At 71.5% G+C, this 23,760-nt stretch carries 22 protein-coding genes and 1 tRNA gene; 16 read left to right on the forward strand and 7 right to left on the reverse strand.

Going from position 1 to position 23,760, the window contains the following annotated elements:
- Positions 1-25: 25 nt before the first annotated feature.
- From AL2_RS31630 to AL2_RS31640, 3 genes are read left to right on the forward strand one after another with little or no spacing between them, the layout of a single operon-like run.
- Entirely contained in the window at positions 26-1,231 is a 1,206-nt protein-coding gene (locus AL2_RS31630; RefSeq protein WP_067640157.1) for a Tm-1-like ATP-binding domain-containing protein, read from the forward strand.
- Positions 1,228-2,049 (forward strand): phosphoenolpyruvate hydrolase family protein, encoded by an 822-nt coding sequence (locus AL2_RS31635; protein ID WP_067640159.1) that lies wholly within the window; start codon positions 1,228-1,230, stop codon positions 2,047-2,049. The genes AL2_RS31630 and AL2_RS31635 overlap by 4 nt, the downstream gene beginning before the upstream one ends.
- Positions 2,050-2,457, forward strand: coding sequence for a cupin domain-containing protein (locus AL2_RS31640; protein ID WP_067640161.1), 408 nt, complete (start codon positions 2,050-2,052; stop codon positions 2,455-2,457).
- Here the strand turns inward: AL2_RS31640 and AL2_RS31645 are convergent.
- A complete protein-coding gene (locus AL2_RS31645; protein ID WP_067640163.1) occupies positions 2,454-3,617 on the reverse strand; it encodes an ROK family protein in 1,164 nt (387 codons plus the stop codon). The two genes, AL2_RS31640 and AL2_RS31645, sit on opposite strands and share 4 nt — an antisense overlap.
- A 61-nt stretch (positions 3,618-3,678) precedes the next feature.
- Between AL2_RS31645 and AL2_RS31650 the strand changes: the two genes are divergently transcribed.
- Positions 3,679-4,872, forward strand: coding sequence for an MFS transporter (locus AL2_RS31650; protein WP_067640165.1), 1,194 nt, complete (start codon positions 3,679-3,681; stop codon positions 4,870-4,872).
- On the opposite strand, the gene AL2_RS31655 is transcribed toward AL2_RS31650, so the two are convergent.
- On the reverse strand, positions 4,862-5,188 hold the full coding sequence (locus AL2_RS31655) for a YchJ family protein (RefSeq protein ID WP_245667073.1): 327 nt from the start codon (positions 5,186-5,188) through the stop codon (positions 4,862-4,864). The two genes, AL2_RS31650 and AL2_RS31655, sit on opposite strands and share 11 nt — an antisense overlap.
- A gap of 238 nt (positions 5,189-5,426) precedes the next feature.
- On the opposite strand from AL2_RS31655, the gene AL2_RS31660 reads away from it, so the two are divergent.
- The 4 genes from AL2_RS31660 to pabB all read left to right on the forward strand — a co-directional run bounded on the left by AL2_RS31660 (position 5,427) and on the right by pabB (position 9,665).
- A complete protein-coding gene (locus tag AL2_RS31660; protein ID WP_067640169.1) occupies positions 5,427-5,825 on the forward strand; it encodes a VOC family protein in 399 nt (132 codons plus the stop codon).
- Between the two features lie 9 nt (positions 5,826-5,834).
- On the forward strand, positions 5,835-6,173 hold the full coding sequence (locus AL2_RS31665; protein WP_067640171.1) for a YciI family protein: 339 nt from the start codon (positions 5,835-5,837) through the stop codon (positions 6,171-6,173).
- Between the two features lie 68 nt (positions 6,174-6,241).
- Positions 6,242-7,435 carry an RNA polymerase sigma factor gene (locus tag AL2_RS31670; protein WP_067640173.1) on the forward strand — a complete coding sequence of 398 codons (1,194 nt, stop codon included), beginning with the start codon at positions 6,242-6,244 and terminating at the stop codon, positions 7,433-7,435.
- 127 nt (positions 7,436-7,562) lie between these two features.
- Entirely contained in the window at positions 7,563-9,665 is a 2,103-nt protein-coding gene (pabB, locus tag AL2_RS31675) for an aminodeoxychorismate synthase component I (protein WP_210748323.1), read from the forward strand.
- Between the two features lie 83 nt (positions 9,666-9,748).
- Here the strand turns inward: pabB and AL2_RS31680 are convergent, their stop codons facing one another.
- Positions 9,749-12,439 carry a cellulose binding domain-containing protein gene (locus AL2_RS31680; RefSeq protein WP_067640174.1) on the reverse strand — a complete coding sequence of 897 codons (2,691 nt, stop codon included), beginning with the start codon at positions 12,437-12,439 and terminating at the stop codon, positions 9,749-9,751.
- Positions 12,440-12,583: 144 nt separating this feature from the next.
- Between AL2_RS31680 and AL2_RS39550 the strand changes: the two genes are divergently transcribed.
- Positions 12,584-12,904 carry a zinc ribbon domain-containing protein gene (locus AL2_RS39550; RefSeq protein WP_067640176.1) on the forward strand — a complete coding sequence of 107 codons (321 nt, stop codon included), beginning with the start codon at positions 12,584-12,586 and terminating at the stop codon, positions 12,902-12,904.
- A 137-nt stretch (positions 12,905-13,041) separates the two neighbouring features.
- Here the strand turns inward: AL2_RS39550 and AL2_RS31690 are convergent, their stop codons facing one another.
- Complete coding sequence (locus AL2_RS31690; RefSeq protein WP_174550900.1) at positions 13,042-13,863, reverse strand: SAM-dependent methyltransferase; 822 nt, start codon at positions 13,861-13,863, stop codon at positions 13,042-13,044.
- Between the two features lie 146 nt (positions 13,864-14,009).
- Positions 14,010-15,410: a glycoside hydrolase family 16 protein gene (locus tag AL2_RS31695; protein WP_067640178.1), complete on the reverse strand. Its 1,401-nt coding sequence runs from the start codon at positions 15,408-15,410 to the stop codon at positions 14,010-14,012.
- A 291-nt stretch (positions 15,411-15,701) separates the two neighbouring features.
- Between AL2_RS31695 and AL2_RS31700 the strand changes: the two genes are divergently transcribed.
- The 5 genes from AL2_RS31700 to AL2_RS31720 are packed head-to-tail and all read left to right on the forward strand — an operon-like array spanning position 15,702 to position 21,295.
- Positions 15,702-17,000, forward strand: coding sequence for an ABC transporter substrate-binding protein (locus AL2_RS31700; protein WP_067640180.1), 1,299 nt, complete (start codon positions 15,702-15,704; stop codon positions 16,998-17,000).
- Positions 16,997-17,971, forward strand: a complete 975-nt coding sequence (locus AL2_RS31705; protein WP_067640182.1) for a carbohydrate ABC transporter permease — start codon at positions 16,997-16,999, stop codon at positions 17,969-17,971. Before AL2_RS31700 ends, AL2_RS31705 begins: the two co-directional genes overlap by 4 nt.
- On the forward strand, positions 17,968-18,849 hold the full coding sequence (locus tag AL2_RS31710) for a carbohydrate ABC transporter permease (RefSeq protein WP_067640184.1): 882 nt from the start codon (positions 17,968-17,970) through the stop codon (positions 18,847-18,849). Before AL2_RS31705 ends, AL2_RS31710 begins: the two co-directional genes overlap by 4 nt.
- A 56-nt stretch (positions 18,850-18,905) precedes the next feature.
- Entirely contained in the window at positions 18,906-20,306 is a 1,401-nt protein-coding gene (locus AL2_RS31715; RefSeq protein WP_067640186.1) for a GH1 family beta-glucosidase, read from the forward strand.
- The gene (locus AL2_RS31720) at positions 20,303-21,295 is read left to right on the forward strand and encodes a LacI family DNA-binding transcriptional regulator (RefSeq protein WP_067640188.1); all 993 of its coding nucleotides are present in this window, start codon (positions 20,303-20,305) and stop codon (positions 21,293-21,295) included. The genes AL2_RS31715 and AL2_RS31720 overlap by 4 nt, the downstream gene beginning before the upstream one ends.
- Positions 21,296-21,376: 81 nt before the next feature.
- Here AL2_RS31720 and AL2_RS31725 read toward each other — a convergent pair.
- Positions 21,377-21,449: transfer RNA gene (locus AL2_RS31725), tRNA-Arg, on the reverse strand.
- 134 nt (positions 21,450-21,583) lie between these two features.
- Between AL2_RS31725 and AL2_RS31730 the strand changes: the two genes are divergently transcribed.
- Both AL2_RS31730 and AL2_RS31735 read left to right on the forward strand, forming a co-directional pair.
- Complete coding sequence (locus AL2_RS31730) at positions 21,584-22,030, forward strand: hypothetical protein (RefSeq protein WP_157438494.1); 447 nt, start codon at positions 21,584-21,586, stop codon at positions 22,028-22,030.
- A gap of 82 nt (positions 22,031-22,112) precedes the next feature.
- Positions 22,113-23,153, forward strand: a complete 1,041-nt coding sequence (locus AL2_RS31735; RefSeq protein WP_083947095.1) for a D-alanyl-D-alanine carboxypeptidase family protein — start codon at positions 22,113-22,115, stop codon at positions 23,151-23,153.
- 41 nt (positions 23,154-23,194) lie between these two features.
- Here the strand turns inward: AL2_RS31735 and mscL are convergent, their stop codons facing one another.
- Positions 23,195-23,608 carry a large conductance mechanosensitive channel protein MscL gene (mscL, locus tag AL2_RS31740; protein ID WP_067640192.1) on the reverse strand — a complete coding sequence of 138 codons (414 nt, stop codon included), beginning with the start codon at positions 23,606-23,608 and terminating at the stop codon, positions 23,195-23,197.
- Between the last annotated feature and the right edge of the window lie 152 nt (positions 23,609-23,760).

Here is a 23,760-nt window from a genome sequence, read left to right on the forward strand (position 1 = left end):
TGGGCGGGGCGGGAAGTGATCGTGCATGGCGACTGTGGTTCTGGTGGGGACGCTCGATACCAAAGGGCCGGAGTACGTGTGGCTTCGGGATCGGGTGCGGGAACTCGGGTGCGAGGTCGTGCTCGTTGACGCGGGGGTCGGTCCGGCGGAGGTCGAGGCCGACGTCTCGGCGGAGGACGTCGCGCGGGCCGGGGGCGTGTCGCTGACCGCGTTGCGGGACGCGGGGGACCGGGGAGCCGCCGTCACCGCGATGGGGGAGGGCGCGGCGGCCGTCCTCGCGGGGTTGGAGCGGGTCGATGCCGTGCTCGCCGTCGGGGGCAGCGGCGGGTCGTCCATCGCGGCTCGGGCCGTCCGGGATCTGCCCATCGGGCTGCCGAAACTGATCGTGTCCACGATGGCGTCGGGCGACGTGACGCCGTACGTGGGCGCCAAGGACGTGACGCTGATGTACAGCGTCGTCGACATCGCGGGAGTCAACCGGGTGTCCCGGCTGATCCTCGGGAACGCGGCGGCAGCGGCGGCCGGGATGGCCGAGGCGTACGCCGGGGCGCGGCCGGCGGCGGCCGCGGACGAGCGGCCGCTGGTCGGGGCGTCCATGTTCGGGGTCACCACGCCGGCGGTGGACGCGGCGCGGGAGCGGCTGGACGAGCTGGGCTACGAGGTGCTGGTCTTCCACGCGACCGGGGCCGGAGGCCGGGCGCTGGAGGGGCTCGTGGAGAGCGGGCTGCTGGCCGGGGTGCTCGATCTGACCACGACCGAGCTGGCGGACGACCTGGTGGGAGGCGTTCTGTCGGCCGGTCCCGAGCGGCTCACGGCGGCGGGGCGGCTCGGGGTCCCGCAGGTCGTGGCGCCCGGGGCGCTGGACATGGTCAACTTCGGGCCGCGTGAGACCGTCCCGGAGCGGTTCGAGGGGCGCAACCTCTACGTCCACAACCCGACCGTCACGCTGATGCGGACGACGCGGGAGGAGATGGCCGAACTGGGGCGGCGGATCGCCGGGAAGCTGCGGGCCGCGACCGGGCCGGCCGTGCTGTTCCTGCCGCTCGGGGGCGTGTCGGCCCTGGATGCGCCGGGGATGCCCTTCCACGATCCGGAGGCGGACGAGGCGTGCTTCGCGGCCCTGGAGGGCGCCGCGGAGACGGAGAGGCTCGACATGAACATCAATGACCCGGCGTTCGGCCGCGCGATGGCCGACCGGCTGCACCAGATGATCGCGGGGGGAGCGCAGTGAACCGTGACACCGTCCTGTTCCGGCTGCGGAACGCCGTGGCGGAGGGCAAGCCGATCATCGGCGCCGGGGCGGGTACGGGGCTGTCCGCCAAGTGCGCCGAGGCCGGCGGCGTCGACCTGATCATCATCTACAACTCCGGCCGGTACCGGATGGCGGGACGCGGTTCGCTGGCCGGGCTGCTGCCCTACGGGGACGCCAACCAGATCGTGGTCGAGATGGCGTCCGAGGTGCTGCCGGTCGTCAAGGAGACGCCCGTCCTGGCCGGGGTGTGCGGCACCGACCCCTTCCGGGTGATGCCCGTGTTCCTGGATCAGCTGCAGGCCATGGGATTCGCGGGGGTGCAGAACTTCCCGACCGTCGGCCTCTACGACGGGGTCTTCCGGCAGAACATCGAAGCGACCGGCATGGGGTACGACCTGGAGGTCGAGATGGTGCGGCAGGCGCATCAGCGCGGCCTCGTCACCGCCCCCTACGTGTTCGACGAGGAGCAGGCGCGGGCGATGGCGGAGGCCGGCGCGGACGTCCTCGTCCCGCATGTCGGGCTCACGACGAAGGGCAGCATCGGCGCGGGCACGGCCCTGACGCTGGACGAGGCGGTCGAGCGCGTCCAGGCCATGCGGGACGCCGCGTTCGCCGCGCGGCCCGACGTCCTCGTCCTGTGCCACGGCGGCCCCATCGCCGAGCCGGACGACGCCGCCTATGTGCTGGCGCGGACGGAAGGCGTCGTCGGCTTCTTCGGCGCCTCGTCGGTCGAGCGGCTGCCGACCGAGCGGGCCATCACGGAGCAGGTGGCGGCCTTCAAGAACCTGGAGCTCTGAATGCTGGTCAATCCCGGTGACGTGACGACGATGGCCTTCGACTGGGGATCGATCAAATGGTTCGTCACCCCGTCGAGCGTCGAGGGCGCGAGCAGCACGCTGGGCGAGGTGATCGTCAACCCGGGCAAGGGGCACGCGCGCCACAACCACCCGGACGCCGAGGAGGTCATCTACGTCATCTCCGGTGAGGCGACGCAGATGGTGGACGACGGGGAGCCGTTCCTGATCAGGGAGGGCGATGCCGTCCACATTCCGAAGGGCGTCTGGCACTCGACGTACAACACGACGTGGCGTCCGCTGCGGCTCATCGTGACGTACACGCCGGGCGGTGAGGAAAAGGCGTTGGAAGGCGCGCCCGACTTCTGCCTCCACGAAGCCGGTGCCGTGCCGGAGTGGCGCCAGGCCTAGGCGCGCGACCAGGCGTCCAGGCCCTCATCGGTGAGGAGGACGTCGAACGCGGCGTCGGCGGCACCTGTCAGCGGGCCGCGAGGGCCGAGGGTCGACGGCCGGACGGGCGGCGGGTCGGCTCGGCGGTAGCGCATCAGGCCCGTCGTGTAACCCTCCGAGAGAGCGCCGGGCGAGGCCGCGGCCAGATCGGTGGCCAGGCCCGACAGGGTGACGACGTCCGGGTCCAGGGCGTTGACCAGGGCGCCCATGCCCCGGCCGAGCGCGCGGGCGGCGCCCGCGACGGCCTCCCGGGCGTCGCGGGAGGGCGACGCGATGATCTCCTCGGCGGCCGTGCGGGGGTCGCGGGGCGGCGGACGGCGCAGGGCCCGCGCCATGGCGCGGCCGTCGACCTCCAGGTCCCAGCAGCCGCGGGCGCCGCAGGGGCAGGCGAGGGCGGGGTCGCCGAACGGCATGTGGCCGAACTCGCCGCCCGCGCCCGTCGCGCCGTCCACCGGACGCCCGTCCACGACCAGGATGCCGCCGACGCCGACCTCCACGGTCAGGTGCAGGACGACCCGCGACCCGGCCCCGGCGCCGCGCCGCGCCTCCGCCAGGCCGGCGAGGGAGGCGTCGTTGCCGACCACCAGCGGGATTTCGGCGGGCTTGAGCGGTTCCAGGGAGACATCGCGCCACCCCATGCCGGACGCCTGGACGACCGTCGTGCCGCTGACCGTCCCCGCGACGCAGGCCGACACCGCGCGCAGCCGCCGCCCGTAGCGGACGTGCAGCGCCGCGACGTGCCCGGCCAGCATGCCGATCACGTCGGGCGAGCCGGTGTGGCGGCCGTCGGATCCGGTGAGGACGCCGCCGCCCAGTTCGATGGCCGCCACCCGCCATGCCTCGTGGCTGATGTCCACCACACAGACGAGCGGCCCGTCCGGGTGGGCCGTGAGCGCGGGGGACGGACGGCCGCGGCCGCCGGTGCGGGGCGGCAGGTCCTCGTCGATGAGCCGGGAGGTCTTGAGTCGGCTCGTGATCTCGGTGGCGGACCCGCTGCTCAGCCCCAGCGCGCGGGAGGCGTCCGCACGCGTCGCGGACGGGTGCGCGTGGACGTACCGCAGCACGGCGAGGGCCCCCTGGCTGCGCAGCGCCCGTGCCGAGTGCGCGGTCTTCGGCTCCATGGTGACATCCTGGCCTTCGCGTATTATCCTCGTTGCACGAGCATAATACGGGAGGCATGCGATGGATCCTGCCGACACGGACCCGAGGCCGGCCGTCGGGCGCGGCGCGGGGACGTTCGGGCTCTACGCGGCGTTCGGGTGCCTCGGCTACCTGCTGACCGCGCTCGGCGCGATCCTGCCCGAACTGCGCGAGGAGCGCGGGCTCCCGCGCAGCGAGGTCGCGCTCTACCCGTCGGCCTTCGCGCTCGGCCTCGTGGTCGTCGGGTTCACCGGGCACTGGGCGGCGGGAAGGCTCGGCCGCCTCGCCCTTCCCGCCGCCCTCACCGCGCTGGTGGGCGGCGCCTGCGTCATGGCGGCCGGTGGGGGCCGCCTGGGCGCGGGAGCCGGGGCGCTCATCCTCGGGCTCGGCGGCGCGGGGCTCGTGCAGCTCGTCCCGACGGGGCTGCGCGCCCTGCACGGCGGCGATGGAACGATCCAGATCGGAGTGGCGAACGCGGTCTCCAGCGCGGCGTCCGTGCTGTCCCCGATCCTCATCGGCGCCGCCCTGGCCCACGGCCTCGGCTGGCGCGCGGCGTTCGCGATCCCGCCCCTCGCGGTGGCCGCCGTCCTCCTCCTCATCACCCGCCCGCCCACGACCGGACGAGCCGGCAGCGGTGTCGCACGGGACGGGCCGGGGGCCGGCGGCGGGGCGCGCGGAACGGCTCCGCCGGCGTTCCGGAGCAGGTGGTTCGATCTCGTGCTCGCCGTGGGCGTCGAGTTCTGCATGGTGTTCTGGGCCGCGGACTTCCTCGGCGACGTGAAGGAGTTCGGCGCGGGGGCCGCGGCCACGCTGTCGGCGGCGTTCGTGCTGGGCATGGCGGTCGGGCGGGCCGCGTCCGGCCCGGTCGTCCGGGCGCTCGGACGGCCCGACCGGCTGCTCGCCGCGGCCGCGCTCGTCGGCATGGCCGGGTTCGCGATCCTGTGGACGGCGCCGGCCCCGCTCGCCGTCGTCGGGCTGCTGGTCACCGGGCTCGGCGTGGCGCTGCTCTACCCGGTGATCCTCGGCCGGGCGCTCGCGGCGTGGCCGGCGCAGCCCGTCCGGGCCGCGGCCCGCTGCGCGCTCGCGTCCGGGGTCGCGATCGGCGTCGCGCCGCTCGCCCTCGGGACGCTCGCCGACCTCACCACGCTGCGCGCCGCGGTCTTCGTCGCCCCGGCCCTGCTGCTGGTCCTGCTCGTCCGGTGCGGACGCCGGCTCAGGCCCGCGGTCAGTCGATGATCTTGCCCCGGACGTAGACCCACGCGCCGTCATGCCGGACGAAACGGCTGACCTCGTGCAATTCGCCAGGCTCCGAGCCCGCCAGATAGCGGGCGCGGAACTCGACCACGCCCTTCTCGTCGGCCGGCCCGCCGTTCTCCTCCCGGACGATCTCCAGCCCCGTCCAGCGCGTGCCGTCCTCGAAACCGACCCGCTCCGGACGCGTCGCCGGATGCCACGTCCTCAGCAGATACGCCTCGTCCTGGACGGCGAACGCGCTGAACCGCGACCGCATCAGCTCCCCGGCCGTCCCGGCCGCCGCCTCACCCCGGTGCAACCGGCCGCAGCAATCCCGGTACCGAGGGCCTGCACCGCACGGACATTTCTTCGCCACATGAGGATTCTGCCTTGCGGGACGGTAGGCGCGCGGCGACCATGAACGCCATGTCCGCCCGCCCGCGGTCCCGGCCGCGAGCCGTGATTTTTTCGGACGTGTCGGATCGGCCCGTCCACCGTTCGTCTAGGGGGTGACAGCAGCCGATCGCCCCGTCCCGGGGCGCCGAAAGGAACATGTCATGGACTTGACGATGAACACGATCGACATCCTGGTGTCCGACATGGACGCCGCCGTCGCCTTCTACCGCCGCCTCGGCGTCGAGTTCAAGGTGGACGCCGCCTACCCCGACCACGCGGACTGCGACCTGCCCGGCGGCCTGCACCTGATGCTCGACACCGAGGGCTTCCGCGGTCCCACGGTCGACGGCTGGACGAAGCCGTCCGGCGGCCCCCGCAATTTCCTCGCCTTCCAGGCGCCGACGCCGGCGGATGTGGACGCCAAGTACGCCGAGTTGACCGAAGCCGGGTACACCGGAGCCAAGGAGCCGTGGGACGCGTTCTGGGGGATGCGGTACGCGACCGTCCTCGACCCGGACGGCAACGGCATCGACCTGTACGCGCCGCTGCCCGCCAGCTAGGGGGACACCGTGAAGTACGTGCTCTTGTTCGCCGAGACCGAGAAGTTCGCCAAGGAACTGGCCGCCATGAACGACGACGAGCGCCAGGCCGCCTACGAGCAGGTCATGGAGTGGTTCGGCCGACACGCCGCGCAGATCACCCATTACGGGCATCTGCAGCCCGCGCACACGGCCACCACCATGCGCCTGGACGGGCCGGAGCCGCTGCTCACCGACGGCCCGTTCGTCGAGGGCAAGGAGGTCGTCAGCGGCTACGCCGAGGTCGAGGTCGCCGACCTGGACGAGGCCCTCGCCGTCGCCCGCGACTGGCCCGCGTGCCCGATCGTCGAGATCCGCCCGCTCACCTGATGGACCCCGCCCTGGACCCGGCCCTGATGGAGCCCGCCTGATGGGCCCCGCCTGATGGACCCCGCCTGATGGACAGGGTGCACGCCGAGCTGACCCGCGTGCTGCGCGAGCACGCGGGCCGGCTGACGGCCTGCCTGATCCGGACCCTCGGCGACTTCTCCGCCGCCGAGGACGTCATGCAGGACGCCGTCGAGACCGCCCTGAAGCGCTGGCCCGTCGACGGCATCCCGGACCATCCGGACGCCTGGCTGCTCACCACCGCCCGCCGCCGCGGCATCGACCTGCTGCGCCGCCAGGCCGGCTACCGCGAGAAGCTGGCCCGGCTGCAGTGGCCGGTGCCGAGCGAGCCCGACGACCGGCTCAAGCTCGTCTTCACCTGCTGCCACCCCGCGCTGCCCGTGCCCGCCCAGGTCGCGCTGACCCTGCGCACCGTGTGCGGGCTGACGACCGGGCAGATCGCCGCCGCCTTCCTCGTCCCGGAGACGACCGTCGCGCAGCGCATCACCCGCGCCAAACGCAAGATCACCGACGCGGGCATCCCGTACCGGATCCCGCCGGACACCGAACTCCACGAGCGCCTGAACCAGGTCCTCGCCGTGGTGTACCTGCTGTTCAACGAGGGGTACCTGACGAGCGGCGGCGACCGCCCGCACGCCCGCGACCTGGCCGACGACGCGCAGTGGCTCGCGGAGAACCTCGCCTGGCTGATGCCGCGCCGGCCCGAGGTCCTCGGCCTGCTCGCGCTCATCCGGCTGCACCAGGCGCGCACCGCCGCCCGCTTCGACGCCGCCGGCCGCCTCGTCCTCCTCCGCGACCAGGACCGCGCCCGATGGGACCACGACGCCGTCCGGGAGGCCGTCCGGCTCATCGAGCGCGCCGCCGCGATGCACCGTCCCGGCCCGTACCAGTTGCAGGCCGCGATCGTCGCCTGCCACGCGGAGGCCCCCACCTGGGAGGACACCGACTGGACGCAGATCCTCGTCCTCTACGACATGCTGCTGCACATGACGCGGACACCGGTCGTCCGCCTCCACCGGGCCATCGCGCTCCGCTACGTCCGGGGCCCTCAAGCCGCGCTGGACGAACTGGACTCCCTCGCGCGAGCCCTGGACGGCCATCACATCTACCACGCCACCCGCGCCGAACTCCTCCGCGACCTCGGCCGGCACCGCGAAGCCCGCACCGCGGACCTCCGCGCTCTCGCCCTCACCGGCAACCCCGCCCAGCAGGCCCTCATCACCGACCGCCTCACCTGGACCTGACTCCTGGGGGACGGCCGGGGCCTCCCGGGCCTGGGGGCGGGTCACCGATCGCGTCGGGGTACCGTTTCGCGAGGAACGGGGCGACCTGGTCGTGCTGGAAGGGCGAGCCATCAACATCCACTCTTCGATGCTGCCGAGCGCAGTCCGCCCGCCCGTGCAGACCCTGATCATCGATAACTACGACTCGTTCACGCACAATCTCGTCCAGTATGTGGCGGAGGCGGGGGCCGAGCCCGTCGTCCTCCGCAATGACGAGGCGGAATGGAGCCCGGGGCTGCTGGATCCGTTCGACAACGTCATCATCTCGCCCGGCCCCGGCTCGCCGGAGCGGGCCGAGGACTTCGGGATCTGCGCGGACGTGATCAGGCACGCCCGGATTCCGCTCCTCGGGGTGTGCCTCGGGCACCAGGGCATCTGCCACCTGTTCGGAGGACGGGTCCGGCCTGCCCCGGAGGTCCGGCATGGGCTGCCCTCGTGGGTCGAGCACACGGGCGTCGATCTGTTCCGGGGCGTGCCGTCGCCGTTCTCGGCGGTGCGGTACCACTCGCTGGTCGTGGACGAGTTGCCGCCAGTGCTGGAGCCCGTGGCGTGGACGTCCGACGGCGTGCTGATGGGCGTGCGGCACAAGGTGCGGCCGATATGGGGCGTCCAGTTCCACCCGGAGTCGGTGTGCACGGATCACGGCCGGCGGATCATCGCGAACTTCCTGGCCCGGAGCGGGCCGGTCGACGCGAAGCCGCGGCGCGGCGGGGCCGTGCCGGCGGAGCGGCCGAAGGCGTTCAAGGTGATCGCGCGGCGGCTCGGCACGCCGGTCGTGGCCGAGGACGTCTTCGGTGCGCTGTTCGCCTCGTCCGGCCGGGCGTTCTGGCTGGACAGCAGCCGAACCGGCGAGCACGGCGGGCGGTTCTCGTTCATGGGGGACGCGAGCGGCCCGCTGGCGCGAGTCGCCACCTTCGACGTGGAAACGGGTGATCTGACCGTCGAGTCGGCGAGCGGGCGGGCGCACGTCGAGCGCGCGTCCTTCTTCGACTGGATCGACGCCGATGTGCGTGCGCACGCGGCGGAGGTCCCGGATCTGCCGTTCGGGTTCGCGCTCGGCTGGGTGGGATATCTCGGCTACGAGCTCAAGGCCGAGACCGGCGGCTCCCCGGCGCACCGCTCCCCGCACCCCGACGCGGCCATGGTCTTCGCCGACCGGGCCGTGGCGTTCGATCACGCGGACGGGGCCGTCCACCTGCTGGCGCTGTGCCCGGCCGGTGACGAGCGTGCGGCGCTGTCCTGGCTCGACGGCACCGAAGCGCGGCTGGCCGGGTTGCCCGCCCCCGAGGCGCCCGCCCCGCTCGCCGGGCCGTCCGGGCTGACGCTGCGGCACGGGCGCGGCCGCTACCTCGACAAGATCGCGGAATGCCGGCGGGAGATCATCGCCGGGGAGACCTACGAGGTGTGCCTGACCAACATGCTCACCGCTTCGGTGCGCGCCGACCCGTGGGACCTCTACCGCCGCCTGCGGCAGAGCGATCCGGTGCCGTTCGGGGCCCTGCTGCGATTCGGTGAGCTGTCGGTGCTCAGCTCCTCTCCCGAGCGCTTCCTGCGGGTGTCGGCGGGCGGAGAGGCCGAGTCCAAACCGATCAAGGGCACCCGGCCGCGCTCGCCCGACCCGGCCGAGGACCGGCGGCTGTGCGCCGAACTGGCGCGCAGCGTCAAGGACCGCGCCGAGAACCTCATGATCGTCGATCTCGTCCGGCACGACCTCGGCGGCGTCGCCGAGGCCGGGTCGGTCACCGTCGACCCGATCTTCGACGTGGAGAGCTACACGACCGTCCACCAGCTGGTGAGCACGGTGCGGGCCAGGCTCCGCCCGGACGTCTCGGCGGTCCGGTGCGTGCGGGCGGCGTTCCCGGGCGGCTCCATGACAGGAGCGCCGAAGATCCGCACGATGCGGATCATCGACCGCCTGGAGGAGGGGCCGCGCGGCGTGTACTCCGGCGCCATCGGCTACTTCTCGCTGTCCGGGGCGGCCGACTTCAGCATCGTGATCCGCACGGCCGTCGCCTCGGGCGGGCGGATCGAGTTCGGCATCGGCGGCGCCATCACCGCGCTGTCGGACCCGGCCGCCGAGTTCGCGGAGACCGCGGTCAAGGCCGCCCCGCTGCTCCGCCTGCTCGATGCCTCCTTCCCCGGCCTTCCCGGCGCTCCGGTCTCCGAGGCGGCCCTCGTGGGCGAGGCCTGAAAGGACCGTTGTGCCGTGTGCACACCGTGGGGGTACGGGCCGGGGGCGGGACGGGAGCGCGATACCGCCCCGCCCCCCTCTCGTCACTCGCCGTCGCAGGCGGGAGTGACGGGCTCGGCCGAACCGTTGCCGATGAACCCGAACGTTGTGCTGGCGCCGGGCGCCAGCGTCCCGTTCCAGGACTCGTTCGCCGCGCTGACCGCCGCACCGGACTGCGTCACCTTGGCACCCCAGGATTGGGAGACGGTCTGGCCGCCGCCGAACGTCCAGAAGACCTTCCATGCGCTGGTCGCGGACGTCCCGGTGTTCTTGACGGTGACCTCGCCCTGGAAGCCGCCTCCCCACGACCCGGTCGTCTTGTAGGTGGCCGTACAGCCGCCGTCGGACGGCGGCGGAGTGGTCGGCGGCTCGGTGGTGGGCGGCTCGGTGGTGGGCGGGTCGCTGGTGACCGGCGGACTCGTCGGCGTCGTGTCGGAGGTATCGCCGTAGACGATGCCCCGCCCGTTCGTGCCCAGGTAGACACGCCCGTAGACGCGGGGATCACCGGTCAGCGCCTCGCCGGCGTTGCCGTACTGGTGCCGGTCATCGTTGATGCGCGTCCAGGTACCGCCCGCATCGTTCGATCGGAACAGGCCGGTCACGCCGTTGACCGTCCCGACCAGGTAGACCGCCGGGTAGCTCGCGCCGGGAGCGGCCTTTCCGAACCCGACGTTCACGGCCTTGGAAATGGTCGCGGCCTTGGTGAAGCTCGCGCCCGAGTCGGTCGAATGGAACAGCCCGGTGTCGCCCGCGAGCCAGATGTCGCCCTCCTTGCCCGGCAATGCCTTGAAGTGGACGCCGCTGGACGGCAGCCCGGACGCCGCCGTAGCAGCGAACGACTGACCGCCGTTCGCGCTGACGTAGAACTTGCCTCCGGAGAACGCGTAGAACTTGCTCGCGTTCACCCGATCGGCCTCGACGATCGCGTTCGCGGGTACGCCGGACGACTGGCTCCAGCTGTTACCGAACCCGACCGAATACACGACCTGCTGGCCGCCGTCACCGGGTGCCCACACGAAACGGCTCCCGTCCGCCGCCGCCGCGACGGTGCCGCCATTGTTGACGCCGCCGGGCTCGGTGCCCTGGAACCAGTTGGCCCCGGCGTCGGTCGAGAACGCCACATGGCTGTCGCCGGGGCGATCCGAATCGGTGAAGTTGCCCGCCCGCACCATCACGCTCGGCCTGCCCTCGGCATAGTCGAGGCTGGTGGTACTGGTGAACACGGGCTGCGTGAACATCGTCGAAGGAACCGACCCGAGATCGGTGTGCCGGAATCCGCCGATGTCCCCGAGCCCGCTGACCAGCGGCGCCCCGGACGGCGGGCTGATCAGGTCGAGGACGGCGGTCTCCTCCAGTCCCTTCACCATCGGCTTGATAGTGATCTTGCTTCCCGCGTCCCACCGGGTGAGGTTCTCGGTGCCGTAGATCGTGGCGCCCGTCCCGTACATGAGCCGGTCCGAGTCGAACGGGTCGATCTCGACCGACTCGTTCATCCACCCGAGCTTCGGCGTGACCTCGGGCGGCGAGGGGTTGGTCCCGAACGTCAGCCAGGGCACTTCGGAGACGTCCTGGTCGTAGCGGAAGCTGCGGCCCGGGTAGCTCGTCCAGTCCCAGATCCGCGTCCAGGTCGCACCGCCGTCGGTGCTCCGCCACATGATCATGTCCGGCCACCAGGACACCTGCGTGGCCACCATCAGCGTCCCCGGGTGCTGCCGGTCGACGGTCAGCCCGCTGTACCCGAAGTAGTCGTCGGAACTACTGGACGGAATAGGGCTGATCTGCGTCCAGGCGCCCGACTGCGTGTCGAACTTCCACACGTCGCCCTTGGCTCCGCTGTAGGGGCCGGCCGTGTCGCTCGTAGCGATGTAGAGCGCGTGGCCGGCCGCGTCCAGCACGCCCTTGTGGGCGATGTACCCGGTCGGCTGCCCCGGCACCGGCTCCCAGGTCGCACCCGCGTCCGTACTCCGGTAGACGGTGTTCTCCTTGTCCGCCACCCCCGCATAAATCGTCTTGGTGGGCGAACCCGCCGTCCCGCTGCTCTCATCGAACGTCACCCAGACGACCCCGGGCCGATGACTGCCATACCCGGTGGAGTCGCCGGGGTCATCCGAATAGTCGCCGGGATTGGTGAAGGCGTTCACTTTCGCCCACGTCACACCCCGGTCGGTGCTCCGCCAAAGCCCATGCCCCTCGGGCGTCCCCATGTAGAGCACCCGGTTGTCATTGGGATCGACCGCGAGCCGTTCCCCCATGCCTCGCCCCGGCATGTTCCCGCCGAGCTTGAACGGCAGTTCCGTCGCCTGCCAGGTCTTGCCCCGGTCGGCCGACCGCAGCACGGCCCCATTGTTGGGATCCCAGTCATTGGTGTACATCCCGACCGCCGCATAGACCCGGTCCGCGTCCACGGGATCAGCGGCGATGCTGATGACGCCGTTGTACCCCCACTTGTCCCAGCCGACCCAGTCCAGCAGGGGAGTCCACTGCTTGCCGGACTGATCCCACCGATAGGCCCCGCCGATGTCGGTACGCGCGTAGACGAGGTTCTTCTCCTTCCGGCTGAAGACGATGCCGGGCACGAACCCGCCCCCGTCGATCCGCACGTTCTTCCACGTGTACGTCTCGGCCGCCGCCGCTGGACGGACCGCGATGGCCACCACCGCCGCCATCGAGGCGACCAGCGCCAGAGCCGCCACCACGGCCGCCGCGGCACCGCCGAACGATCTTCGTATGGGCATGAAGCCTCCTCCTGATCCCGGTGACTGGAGGCTGATCGAAGCGCTTCGATTCGTCAACGCCGTTCACCCCCGTCCACGCCTCGGCCCGCTCACCAGCGCGAACGGACGGCCGCGCGTGAAAACCCGCGAAAATGCGGGTCAGGCGTGTTCGAGGGAGGCGCGGGCCCGCCGCGCGGCCTGGCGGGTGTCACCCGGCTGGAGGACAAGGCGCCAGGGCGCCTGGTTCGGGTCGATCCGGCGTACACGTCGCAGACCTATAACGCGTGCGGGTACCGCGCACCGGGCAACCGCGAGAGCCAAGCGGTGTTCCGATGCGTCGCCTGCGGGCACCGGGCCAACGCCGACGTCAACGCCGCCCGCAACATCAAAGACACCGCCGTGGGACGCACGGTGGCCGCGCGGGGAGGCACGCCGTCGGGCGGGCCGGTGAACCGCGAACCTCAACCCGCTCTCCTCTCCGTATAGGGACGAGTTGGAATCCCCCGCCTTCAGGCAGGGGAGGACGTCAAGGCGACGGCACTCACGAGCACGCCCGCGCGCGACCCGGGGGCGGGGGCTCCTGGGGCTTGGCCGCCGAAGGCGGGTGCGCGAGGAGCGCGGGGCTACGGCTTCCGGCCGACGGCGCAGTAGCCGGACACCTCGGCGGGCTCGCCCCAAGGCGTGGCCTCGGGGCGCCAGCGGGACATCGACACCAGGCCGGGCTCCAGCAGGTCCAGACCGTCGAAGAAGCGGAGGATCTGGTCCCTGGTGCGGGGCGTGAGCGTCTCGGCGGCCTTCTCGTTCCAGGCGTCCTGGGCTTCGGCGTTCGCCTCGGTCGCGGTCTGGTCGCCGAGGTCGAACGTGGCGTGGGTGAGGGCCAGGTAGCTGCCCGCGGGGACGGCGTCCAGCAGGCGCATCACGACCCGGTGCACCTGGTCGAAATCCGGGACGAAATGCAGGATCCCCAGCAGCATGATCGCGATGGGCCGGCCGAAGTCCAGAGTCCCGGCCGCGGCGGCCAGGATCTTGTCGGGTTCGCGCAGGTCGGCGTCGATGTAATCGCACGCGCCCTCCGGGCTGCTCGCCAGCAGCGCCTGAGCGTGCGCCAGCACCAGCGGATCGCTGTCGACGTAGACGATGCGGGATTCGGGCGCCACCCGCTGCGCGACCTCGTGCGTGTTGTCCATGGTCGGCAGCCCGGTACCGATGTCGAGGAACTGCCGGACGCCCGCCTCGCCCGCCAGATGGCGGACCGCGCGGCCGAGGAAGGCCCGGTCGGTCCGGGCGATGCTGATGATCTCGGGGAAGAGCCGCTGGTACTGGTCGCCCATCTCACGGTCGACGGGGTAGTTGTCCTTGCCGCCGAGGAAGTAGTTCCACACGCGGGCCGAGTGCGGCACGGTCGAATCGATGTACGGGGAGGGCTTCTCGGCCACGGCGACCATCTCCTGATCCAGAATGGTGATCTAGAAGCCACCATGGTCGCTCAGTTCGGTGATCACCGCCATGGCCCTGAGGCGCCATGGCCCTGAGGCGGGCCGGTGCGGCCCACCGTCCGGCGCGTCGGCCGGACGGTGGGCGCTGGGAGCCGTCAGCCGGCGAAGGTGAACCAGTTGAGGTTGACGAAGTCGGCCGGCTGGCCGCTGCTGAAGGTGATGTAGACGGTGTGCTTCCCGGTCACGCCGGACATGTTGGCGGGTACCGTCCGCCAGGTCTGCCAGCCGCCGGTGTTGCCGACGGCGAACTCGCCGAGCACCTGGCCTGTCGGGCTGTCCAGCCGCGCCTGGACCAGGCCGCTGACACCGGCGGGCGCGCCGGAGGCCACTCGGGCCTTGAACTGGGTCGCCGGGGTGCCGCCGAAGTCGACGTTGTCGTAGCGCAGCCAGTTGCCGTTGTCGATGTAGCCGACGTCCTGGCCGCCTCCGCTGTCGGACGTGGTCTCAAGCTGGGTGCCCGACTGGGCCTGGTAGCTCTCGGCCTGGATGGTCGAGCGGGCGTCGACCGTGCCGCCCGTCGGGGGCGGGGTCGTGGACCCTCCGCCGCCGCTCTGCCAGACCGCGACGTAGTCGACGAGCATGGGACGTCCCGAGACGGTCTCCGCGGTCGGCGTGCCGATGCCGGCGACCCCGTTGGGGAACGCGCCGCCCATGGCCAGGTTGAGCAGCAGGAAGTAGCCGGCGTGCCCGGTCATGTTCGACCACGTGGTGGCGTCGAGCTGGTTCTGGCCGATGCTGTGGAACTGCTGGCCGTCCACGTACCAGCGCAGCTGGTTGGGGCTGACGCTGCGGTCCCACTCGAAGCGGTAGGTGTGCATCGCCGACTGGCAGGACGATCCCGGGCAGGCGCGGCTGGCGCCGAGCCCGCTGGTCTCGTTGCACGCCCCGCCGGGGTTGACGCCGCAGTGCAGGACGCCCCAGACGGAGTTGATCCCGTTGACGTTCTCCATGATGTCGAACTCGCCGACGGCCGGCCAGTTCTGGTAGTTGCCGCGGTACGGGGAGCCCAGGGCCCAGAACGCGGGCCAGTAGCCGAGGGCCTGGTTACCGGTGACGTTGGGCATCTGGATGCGTCCCTCGATGCGCAGGACGCGGCCGTCGGCGGGCTTGAAGTCGGTGCGCCGGGTCTCGACGCGGGCCGACGTCCACTCGCCCGAACCGGACTTGATCGGGGTGATCCGCAGGTTGCCGCCGCCGTCCAGGCTGACGTTGGCGGGGTCGGCGGTGTACCGCTGGATCTCGCCGGTTCCCCAGTTGCCGGGACCGCCGGGATAGCTGTGGCCGGTGTCGATGATCCAGTTCGAGGACGAGGGGAGCGCGCCGGACGAGCCGTTGAAGTCGTCGCTCCAGACCAGGCTCCAGCCGTCCGGGGGCGGCGGGACGGACGCGCCGGCCGTCGGCGACATCACGGCGGTCGCGATCGCCGCCGGGAGCGCGGCGGCGAGGACGGCGAGGACGGACCTTCGCCAGAGGCGGGGACGTCTCGATGGGGTCATGGCGGGGGACCTCCAGAGCGGGGGGTGGGAGCAGGCGCGGGGTGCCTGCCTCTGGTGGGGCCAATGTCGCGTGCCGGGAACGGTCCGTCAAGACCTAAGAGAGCGCTCTCTGAATGGCCTCGAAGTATCGCGGCACCTTTCACCAGGAACTATGCCCGTTCTAACACCTCTCATGTTCTTCGGGGAAATCGCTCTCTTGACACGTACGGCTGCTGAAGCCATCCTCTGCGAGAGCGCTCTCTCGACCCCCGATCGCGGGTTGATCCCCGCAACCACTCCCCGAGGACAGCCATGCTCAGAACCCATCGCCGTCTCGCGTCCGGCCTCGTCTCGGCCGCCGTCCTGGCGCTCGGCCTCTCCGCCTGCGGCGGAGACGGAGACGCCGGCTCGGACGGGACGGTCACGCTGACCGTCGACACCTTCAGCACCTTCGGGTACGAAGAGCTGTTCAAGCAGTACGAGGCCGCCCACCCCGGCATCAAGATCAAGCACCGGAACGTGGTGCAGCTCGACGAGTACCTGCCCCGCCTGGAGCAGTGGATCGCCGCGGGCAGCGGCGCCGGCGACGTCGTCGCCATCGAGGAGGGCATCCTCACCAAGTTCATGGCCCACCCCGACAAGTTCGTGAACCTGCTCGACCACGGCGCGGGCTCGCTCAAGGGCAACTTCCTGGACTGGAAGTGGAAGCAGGCGCTCAGCCCCGACGGCAAGTACCTGGTCGGCCTGGGCACCGACATCGGCGGCCTGGCCATGTGCTACCGCACCGACCTGTTCAAGAAGGCGGGCCTGCCGACCGACCGCGACAAGGTCGGCAAACTCTGGCCGACCTGGGACGACTACATCGCCACCGGCAAGAAGTACGCGGAGAAGGCGAAGGGCTCCAAGTTCGTCGACGGCTCGGTGAACCTCTACAACACGATCCTCGCCCAGAGCGCGAGCCAGGGCGCCGGCTACACGTTCTTCGACACGTCCGGCAAGCTCGTCGCCGGCAGCAACCCCGCGGTCAAGAACGCCTGGGACACGACCCTGAGGATCCAGCAGGCCGGGCTGTCGGCCGGGCTGAAGTCGTTCGAGCCGAGCTGGGGCTCCGGCTTCAAGCAGGCCAAGTTCGCGACCATCGCGTGCCCGTCCTGGATGCTCGGCGTCATCAAGGAGAACGCCGGCGCGGACGCGTCCGGCAAGTGGGACGTCGCGGCGATCCCGGGCGGCTCGGGCAGCCGCGGCGGCTCGTTCCTGGCGGTGCCGAAGCAGAGCCGGCACGGCGCGCAGGCGGCCGAGCTGGCCAAGTACCTGACCAGCGTGAAGAGCCAGATCGCCGCGTTCAAGGCGCGCAACAACCTGCCCTCGTCCCCGCAGGCGCTGGACGACCCCGCGGTGACGTCGTTCAAGAACGAGTACTTCAGCGGCGCCCCGGTCGGGCAGATCTACGCCGCCGGCGCGAAGGCGGTCAAGCCGCTCTACCTCGGCGCCGACAACAACCCGGTCGGGCAGCGCTTCGAGGACGCGCTGCTCGCCCTGGAGCAAGGCAGGCTCGCGCCCGACGCGGCGTGGAAGAAGGCCCTCGACGACGCCGAGCGCGAAGCTCGATGACGATCTCCATCGGCTCCCGCACGGGACCCCGGGCGGCCCGGCCGCCCGGGGCCCCGGCCCCGCGCCGCCGGGCGCGCACCGCGCTCACCCGCTGGGACATGAAGTTCTCGCCGTACCTGTTCATCTCCCCGTACTTCCTGCTGTTCTTCCTCTTCGGGCTCTTCCCGATGGGTTACACCGTCTGGGTCGCCCTGCACGACTGGGAGCTGCTCGGCGCCCACGAGTTCGTCGGCCTGGAGAACTTCCGGCTCGTCCTGACCGACCCGCAGTTCTGGAACTCCGTCCGCAACACGGTCGGCATGTTCGTCATCGCCACCGTCCCGCAGCTGCTGGCCGCGCTGGTGCTGGCGAACGCGCTCAACCAGCGGATGCGCGGGCGGACGCTCGTCCGGATGGGCGTGCTCGTCCCGATGATCACCTCGATCGCCGCGGTGGCCATCGTGTTCGGCCAGCTGTTCAGCCGGGACTTCGGCCTCGTCAACTGGGTGCTCGGCTGGTTCGGCGTCGACCACCTCGACTGGGCCGCGCGGCGCTGGACATCCTGGCTCGCCGTCTCGGTGATGGTCGACTGGCGGTGGACCGGCTACAACGCGCTGATCTACCTCGCCGCGATGCAGTCGATCCCGCGCGACCTCTACGAGGCGGCGTCGATCGACGGGGCCTCCCGGATCCGCCAGTTCTGGACGATCACGCTGCCGCTGCTGCGGCCGACCATCATCTTCACCGCGATCGTCTCCACGATCGGCGGGTTCCAGCTGTTCACCGAGCCGCTGCTGTTCGGCAACGGCGACATGGCCGGCGGATCGCTGCGGCAGTTCCAGACGGTCACCATGTACATGTTCGAGAACGCGTTCCGGCGGTTCGACTACGGCTACGCGTCCGCCGTCTCCTGGATGCTCTTCATGCTCATCCTCCTCGGATCCCTCCTCAACTTCGTGTGGCTGCGGCGCATGGGAGGCGGCACCAGATGATGATCCTCAAGGCGCCGGGGAAGCCCCGGCGGAGGCGCGGCGGCGCCGTCGCGGCGCTGTGGGACGCCGGGCCCCTCACCCGCGTCACGCTCCTCGCGACGATCGCGCTGTCGCTGTTCCCCCTCTACTGGATGGTCGTCGTCGCGACCCGCACGAACGACGTCGTCGGCTCGACGCCGCCGCCGCTCACCCCGGGCGGCGAACTGGGCCGCAACCTCGCCCGGCTGTTCGGCAACGAGCAGGCGCGCTTCACCCTCGGCCTGGTCAACTCGGCCATCGCCGCCACGGCCGTCACCGTCTCCACGCTGCTGTTCGCCTCGCTGGCCGGATTCGCCTTCGCGAAGCTGCGCTTCCGGGGGCGGGGCGCGCTGCTGCTGGTCATGCTGGCGACGATGATGGTGCCGGTCCAGATGGGCATCATCCCGCTCTACATGCTGATGGCCGAGATCGGCTGGACGGGGAAACTCCAGGCCGTCATCGTGCCGTTCCTGGTCACCGGATTCGGCGTGTTCATGATGCGGCAGTACACGATGCAGGCCGTCCCGGACGAGCTCATCGAGAGCGCCCGCATCGACGGCTGCTCGACGTTCCGCATCTACTGGAGCGTCGTGCTGCCCGTCCTGCGGCCCGCCATGGCCGTCCTCGGGCTGTTCACGTTCATGCAGACCTGGAACGAGTTCATCTGGCCGCTGGCCGTGCTCAACCCCGACAACCCGACCGTCCAGTACTCCCTCAACCTGCTCAACGGCGCCTACTACACCGACTACTCGCTGATGTTCACCGGCACCGCGGTGGCGACGCTCCCCCTGCTTGCCGTCTTCGTGCTGTTCGGACGCCAGATCATCAGCGGAATCATGGACGGCGCTCTCAAGGCATGACGAGCCACTCGCGCCCGACGAGCCACCCTTCACCAGCGGAGAGACCAGCCAGAACGATGACCGCCACGACGCTCCAGACCGACGACCGGCCCCTCACCTTCCCGCCAGGCTTCATCTGGGGAGCCGCCACCGCCGCCTACCAGATCGAGGGCGCGGCGCGAGACGACGGCCGCGGCCCCTCGATCTGGGACGCCTTCTGCCGCGTCCCCGGCAAGGTCGCCGGCGGGCACACCGGCGACGTGGCCTGCGACCACTACCACCGCTTCCGCGACGACATCCGGCTGATGGCCGATCTCGGGCTGGACGTCTACCGCTTCTCGGTGGCCTGGCCGCGGGTGCAGCCCGACGGCTCCGGCCCGGTCGACCCGCGCGGCATCGGGTTCTACGACCGGCTGGTGGACGCGCTCCTCGACGCGGGGATCACGCCGTACGCCACCCTCTACCACTGGGACCTGCCGCAGGCGCTGGAGGACCGCGGCGGCTGGACGTCCCGCGACACCGCCCTGCGCTTCGCGGACTACGCCGGCCTCGTCCACACCCGCCTCGCCGACCGCGTCGGCACCTGGACGACGATCAACGAGCCGTGGGTGGCCGCTTACCTCGGCTACGGGGCGGGCGTGCACGCCCCCGGCCGGACCAGCGCCGCCGACGCCGTCCGCGCCGCGCACCACCTGCTCCTCGCGCACGGCCTGGCCACCCGCCGGCTGCGCGCCGGCGGGGCCGCCCAGATCTCGCTGACCCTCAACCTCGCGCCGGTCGTCGCCACCCGCACCTCCGAGGAGGACGCCGCCGCGGCCGGACTCGTGGACGCGATGCTCAACCGGCAGTTCCTCGACCCGGTGCTGCGCGGGGAGTACGCCGGGCCGGTCCTCGCCGTCGCGTCCCGCAACGGGGGGCTCGACCACGTCCACGGCGACGACCTGGCCGTGATCGCCGAGCCGATCGACTCGCTCGGCATCAACTACTACAACCCGACCTACGTGGCGGCGGCCCCCGGCACCCCGCCGAACCCCGCCTACCCCGGCTCCGAAGGGATCGCGTTCCCGCCGGCCGGGCCGCCGCACACCGCGATGGGCTGGCCCATCGTCCCGGCGGGCCTGGGCGACCTCCTCACCCGCCTCAGCCGCGACTACCCGGGGACGCCGCTCGTCGTCACCGAGAACGGCGCCGCGTTCGACGACGTCCCCGACGCGGACGGACGGGTGCGCGACGACGCCCGCATCCGCTACCTCGACGCGCACCTGCGCGCCGCGCACGCCGCGCTCACCGCCGGTGCGGACCTGCGGGGCTATCTCGTATGGTCGTTCCTGGACAATTTCGAGTGGGCCGAGGGCTACGGCAAGAGGTTCGGCATCGTCTACGTCGACTACGCGGACCAGCGCCGCCTGCCCAAGGACAGCGCACAGTGGTTCAGCGACGTCATCGCCCGCAACGGGCTCGGGGGAGAATCGGCGTGAAACGTCCCACGCTGGAGGCCGTGGCGGCCAGGGCCGGGGTTTCCCGGGCCACGGTGTCGCGCGTGGTCAACGGCTCGTCGACGGTGAATCCGGAGATCCGCACGGCCGTCCAGCGCGCCGTCGAGGAACTCGGCTACGTCCCGAACTCGGCGGCCCGCAGCCTGGTGACCCAGCGCACCGGATCGATCGGCCTGGTCGTCTCCGAGCCGCCCGCCCGGGTCTTCTCCGACGACCCCTTCTTCTCCCAGGTCATCCGCACCGTCAGCCAGGAGCTGGAGGCCGCCGACAAGCAGGTCGTGCTCATGATGCCGTCCTCACCGGCGGGCCAGACGAGGGTGGAGCGGTACGTCGCGGGCGGCCACGTGGACGGCGTCATCCTGCTGTCCCAGCACGGCTCGGACCCCCTCCCCGCGGCCCTCCTGCGCACAGGCGTCCCGGTGGTGTCGCACGGCCGCCCCGTCTCCACGGCGCGCCCGCCCTACTGCGACGCCGACAACGTCGCGGGCGCGCGTGCCGCCGTGGAGCACCTGCTCGCCAGGGGCCGGCGGCGCATCGCCACCATCAGCGGCCCGCTCGACATGTCCGCCGCGCTGGACCGGCTGGCCGGCTACCGCGAGACGCTCTCCGGCACCGGCCGCCGCTCCCTGGCCGCCATGGGCGACTTCACCCGCGAATCGGGCGCGGCCGCCATGCAGCAACTCCTGGAGGACGACCCGGACCTCGACGCGGTGTTCGCCGCGAGCGACCTCATGGCGATCGGCGCCGTGTACACCCTGCGGAAGACCGGGCGCCGCGTCCCCGACGACGTCGCCGTCGTCGGCTTCGACGACATCGAGGCCGCCCGCTTCACCGACCCGCCGCTGACCACCGTCCGCCAGCCGATAGACGACGTGGCCCAGACCATCGTCCGCATGCTCCTGACCGGCGTGGACGAGCAGGCCGCCCCGAAGATCTTCCCCACCACCCTGATCATCCGCGACTCCACCTGACCCGCCGGACGGCCGGACACGGGAGCGCTGAGAGAGCACGAAGGCCGGGCGACAAAGATCGGCCCCCGGCCCCCACATGGGCGCCTCCGGCAGGATTCGAACCTGCGACACCCGCTTTAGGAGAGCGGTGCTCTATCCCCTGAGCTACGGAGGCTTGTCGTCGCTCCGCGCTAGAGCGTAGCGGACGGCACGTACAGGGTAGGGGAAAGGGAGCGGTGAGCGCTTCTTCTTATGGGGTGACTGGGGCCTCTAGGCCGGGTGGGGCCCGGGTGGGTACGCTTCGGTGCCGTGACGGGTCGGCATCGCGGGCAGCCGAAGGGCAATGCTGCCGAGGACGAGGTGTTGGACGAGCGCGCGTCCCGGGGCAGACGGGTCGCGGTGATCGTCGGTGCCTTCGCGGTTCCGGTGCTGGTGGCGTCCGTGATCGCGGTCGGGATGCGGGACGAGCCCGTCCGGGACCGGCCGGAGACGGCGGGGACGCCGGTGCAGAACATCGCGCCGGCCGCGCCGGAGAGCGAGCCGACGTACGGGAAGTACGTGCCGCCCGAGCAGGAGCCTCAGGCCGCGACGAAGGCGCCGAAGCGGGCGCCTACGCCGGTGAAGCCGCGGAAGACCGCGACCCCCACGCCGGCTCCGTCCCCGACAGGGCGGGCGCGGCGGCCGTGCCCGGCGGGATGGGACGACGTGTGGTGGATGCGCCGGTGGTGCGAGCGCCATGGTTACGGTGCCCGTTGAACCGGTTACGCACAGGTCATCGTAGAACCTGTAGTAGCGTTCTGCCGCTGTTTCGCATCTGGGCATCTGGAGGAAGACGACCGTGCCGAACCCCCGGTCGGCGGCGCTGACCGCGGTATTCCTGGTGATGGCGACGCTGTCATCGCACCCCGCGCACGCGGCCACGGGCGGCCGGGCCGACACGCTGGAGTCGCTGCGCCGCGAGGCGGCGAAGGCCCGTGACCAGTTGCAGAAGGCCACCGATCAGATGAAGGGCCGGCAGAAGGACCTCGCCGCCTCGCAGGTCAAGCTGCGCGGCACGCTGAAGGACCTCGCCGTGGCCGAGGCCGAGCTGAACCGGATCCGGGAACCGCTGGCCAGGCTGGCGAACTCGTCCTATCAGCAGAGCGGCGCGGCCGGATCGATGGCCATCTTCGGGGGCGGCGACCCGGGCCAGGCGCTGCGGTCGACGGCGGACGTGACACTGCTCGCCCAGACGCAGCAGGCGCTGGTGGACCGTGCCGACGACCTGCAGAACCGGCGGCAGCGGCTCGCGTCCACCGCGCAGGACCTGCAGTCGCGCAACGCGGTCGAGCAGACCCGCCTCCAGCAGGAGGTGGACGGGCTGAAGAACAAGTCGGCGCAGCTGACGAAGCAGCTCAACGCGATGCTCGACAAGCTGGCGGTGTCGCGGCAGAAGCGGCTGGAGCTCGGCTGCGACAAGAGCCTCGCGGCGGACGCGAAGAAGTTCCCCAACGGGCTCATCCCGTCGAAGTACCTGTGCCCGCTGCCGCAGAAGGGCGGGCACATGCTGCGGGCGGACGCGGCGCTCTCCTTCTACAAGCTGAACGCCGCGTACAAGCGCGGGTTCGGACGGGACATGTGCGTGACGGACGCGTACCGGAGCCTGTCCGAGCAGCACGCGGTCTACGCGCGGCGCCCCGGTTTCGCGGCCGTCCCCGGGACGAGCAACCACGGCAAGGGCCAGGCGCTCGACCTGTGCGGCGGTGTGCAGAGCTCGGGTTCGGTCCAGTTCAACTGGATGGAGGCCCACGCCGGGAAGTACGGCTGGATTCACCCGTCGTGGGCCTACAGCAACCCGTTCGAGCCCTGGCACTGGGAGTTCGGCACCGAGAACGAGTGACCTCCCGGCGCGCGGGGCCGAGGTCCTAGGAGGGGATCGTCCTAGGAGGGGATCTCGGTGGCCGGAACGAGCTGCGCGGTGCAGTAGCGGCACCGGCGGGCCTTCACCGGGATCTCGCTGAGGCACTGCGGGCACTCGCGCTCGCCGGCCTCCTTGCCGCGGTCCATCCGCTCGATCAGCTTCGCGGTCGGCAGGACGACCAGGAAGTAGACGATCACCGCCGTGATCGCGAACGCGACCGCCGACGTGACGAAGATCCCGTAGGGGAACGTCGTGCCGTCGATGGTGACGGCCAGCCGGGTGTAGTCCGGCTTCCCGCCGAGAAGCGCGATCAGCGGGGTGATGAACGAGTTCGCGAAGTCCTTCACGAGGCTCGCGAACGCGGCTCCGACGACGAACGCGACCGCGAGGTCGACCAGGTTCCCGCGGAAGAGGAACTTCTTGAATCCGCTCATATGTGGACTCCAGGGGATATCGGGGGAGCGCCCTCTCGGCTGGAGGAGGCGCTGGAATGGCTACGGATGGTAATGAACCGCCCATGGTTCGCCAAGTCGGCCCCTCAGCCGACCACCTCGTCCAGGCCCCGCCGCGTTCACCGGCGAACCGG

The organism is Actinomadura latina NBRC 106108 (genome assembly GCF_001552195.1).
Classification (GTDB): Bacteria; Actinomycetota; Actinomycetes; order Streptosporangiales; family Streptosporangiaceae; genus Spirillospora; species Spirillospora latina.

Coding starts and splice junctions, on each gene's coding strand:
- AL2_RS31630 (WP_067640157.1), top strand. CDS start 26: ATGGCGACTGTGGTTCTGGTGGGGACGCTCGATACCAAAGGGCCGGAG.
- AL2_RS31640 (WP_067640161.1), top strand. CDS start 2,050: ATGCTGGTCAATCCCGGTGACGTGACGACGATGGCCTTCGACTGGGGA.
- AL2_RS31645 (WP_067640163.1), bottom strand. CDS start 3,617: ATGGAGCCGAAGACCGCGCACTCGGCACGGGCGCTGCGCAGCCAGGGG.
- AL2_RS31650 (WP_067640165.1), top strand. CDS start 3,679: ATGGATCCTGCCGACACGGACCCGAGGCCGGCCGTCGGGCGCGGCGCG.
- AL2_RS31660 (WP_067640169.1), top strand. CDS start 5,427: ATGGACTTGACGATGAACACGATCGACATCCTGGTGTCCGACATGGAC.
- AL2_RS31670 (WP_067640173.1), top strand. CDS start 6,242: ATGGACAGGGTGCACGCCGAGCTGACCCGCGTGCTGCGCGAGCACGCG.
- pabB (WP_210748323.1), top strand. CDS start 7,563: ATGCTGCCGAGCGCAGTCCGCCCGCCCGTGCAGACCCTGATCATCGAT.
- AL2_RS31680 (WP_067640174.1), bottom strand. CDS start 12,439: ATGCCCATACGAAGATCGTTCGGCGGTGCCGCGGCGGCCGTGGTGGCG.
- AL2_RS31690 (WP_174550900.1), bottom strand. CDS start 13,863: ATGGTCGCCGTGGCCGAGAAGCCCTCCCCGTACATCGATTCGACCGTG.
- AL2_RS31695 (WP_067640178.1), bottom strand. CDS start 15,410: ATGACCCCATCGAGACGTCCCCGCCTCTGGCGAAGGTCCGTCCTCGCC.
- AL2_RS31700 (WP_067640180.1), top strand. CDS start 15,702: ATGCTCAGAACCCATCGCCGTCTCGCGTCCGGCCTCGTCTCGGCCGCC.
- AL2_RS31705 (WP_067640182.1), top strand. CDS start 16,997: ATGACGATCTCCATCGGCTCCCGCACGGGACCCCGGGCGGCCCGGCCG.
- AL2_RS31710 (WP_067640184.1), top strand. CDS start 17,968: ATGATGATCCTCAAGGCGCCGGGGAAGCCCCGGCGGAGGCGCGGCGGC.
- AL2_RS31715 (WP_067640186.1), top strand. CDS start 18,906: ATGACCGCCACGACGCTCCAGACCGACGACCGGCCCCTCACCTTCCCG.
- mscL (WP_067640192.1), bottom strand. CDS start 23,608: ATGAGCGGATTCAAGAAGTTCCTCTTCCGCGGGAACCTGGTCGACCTC.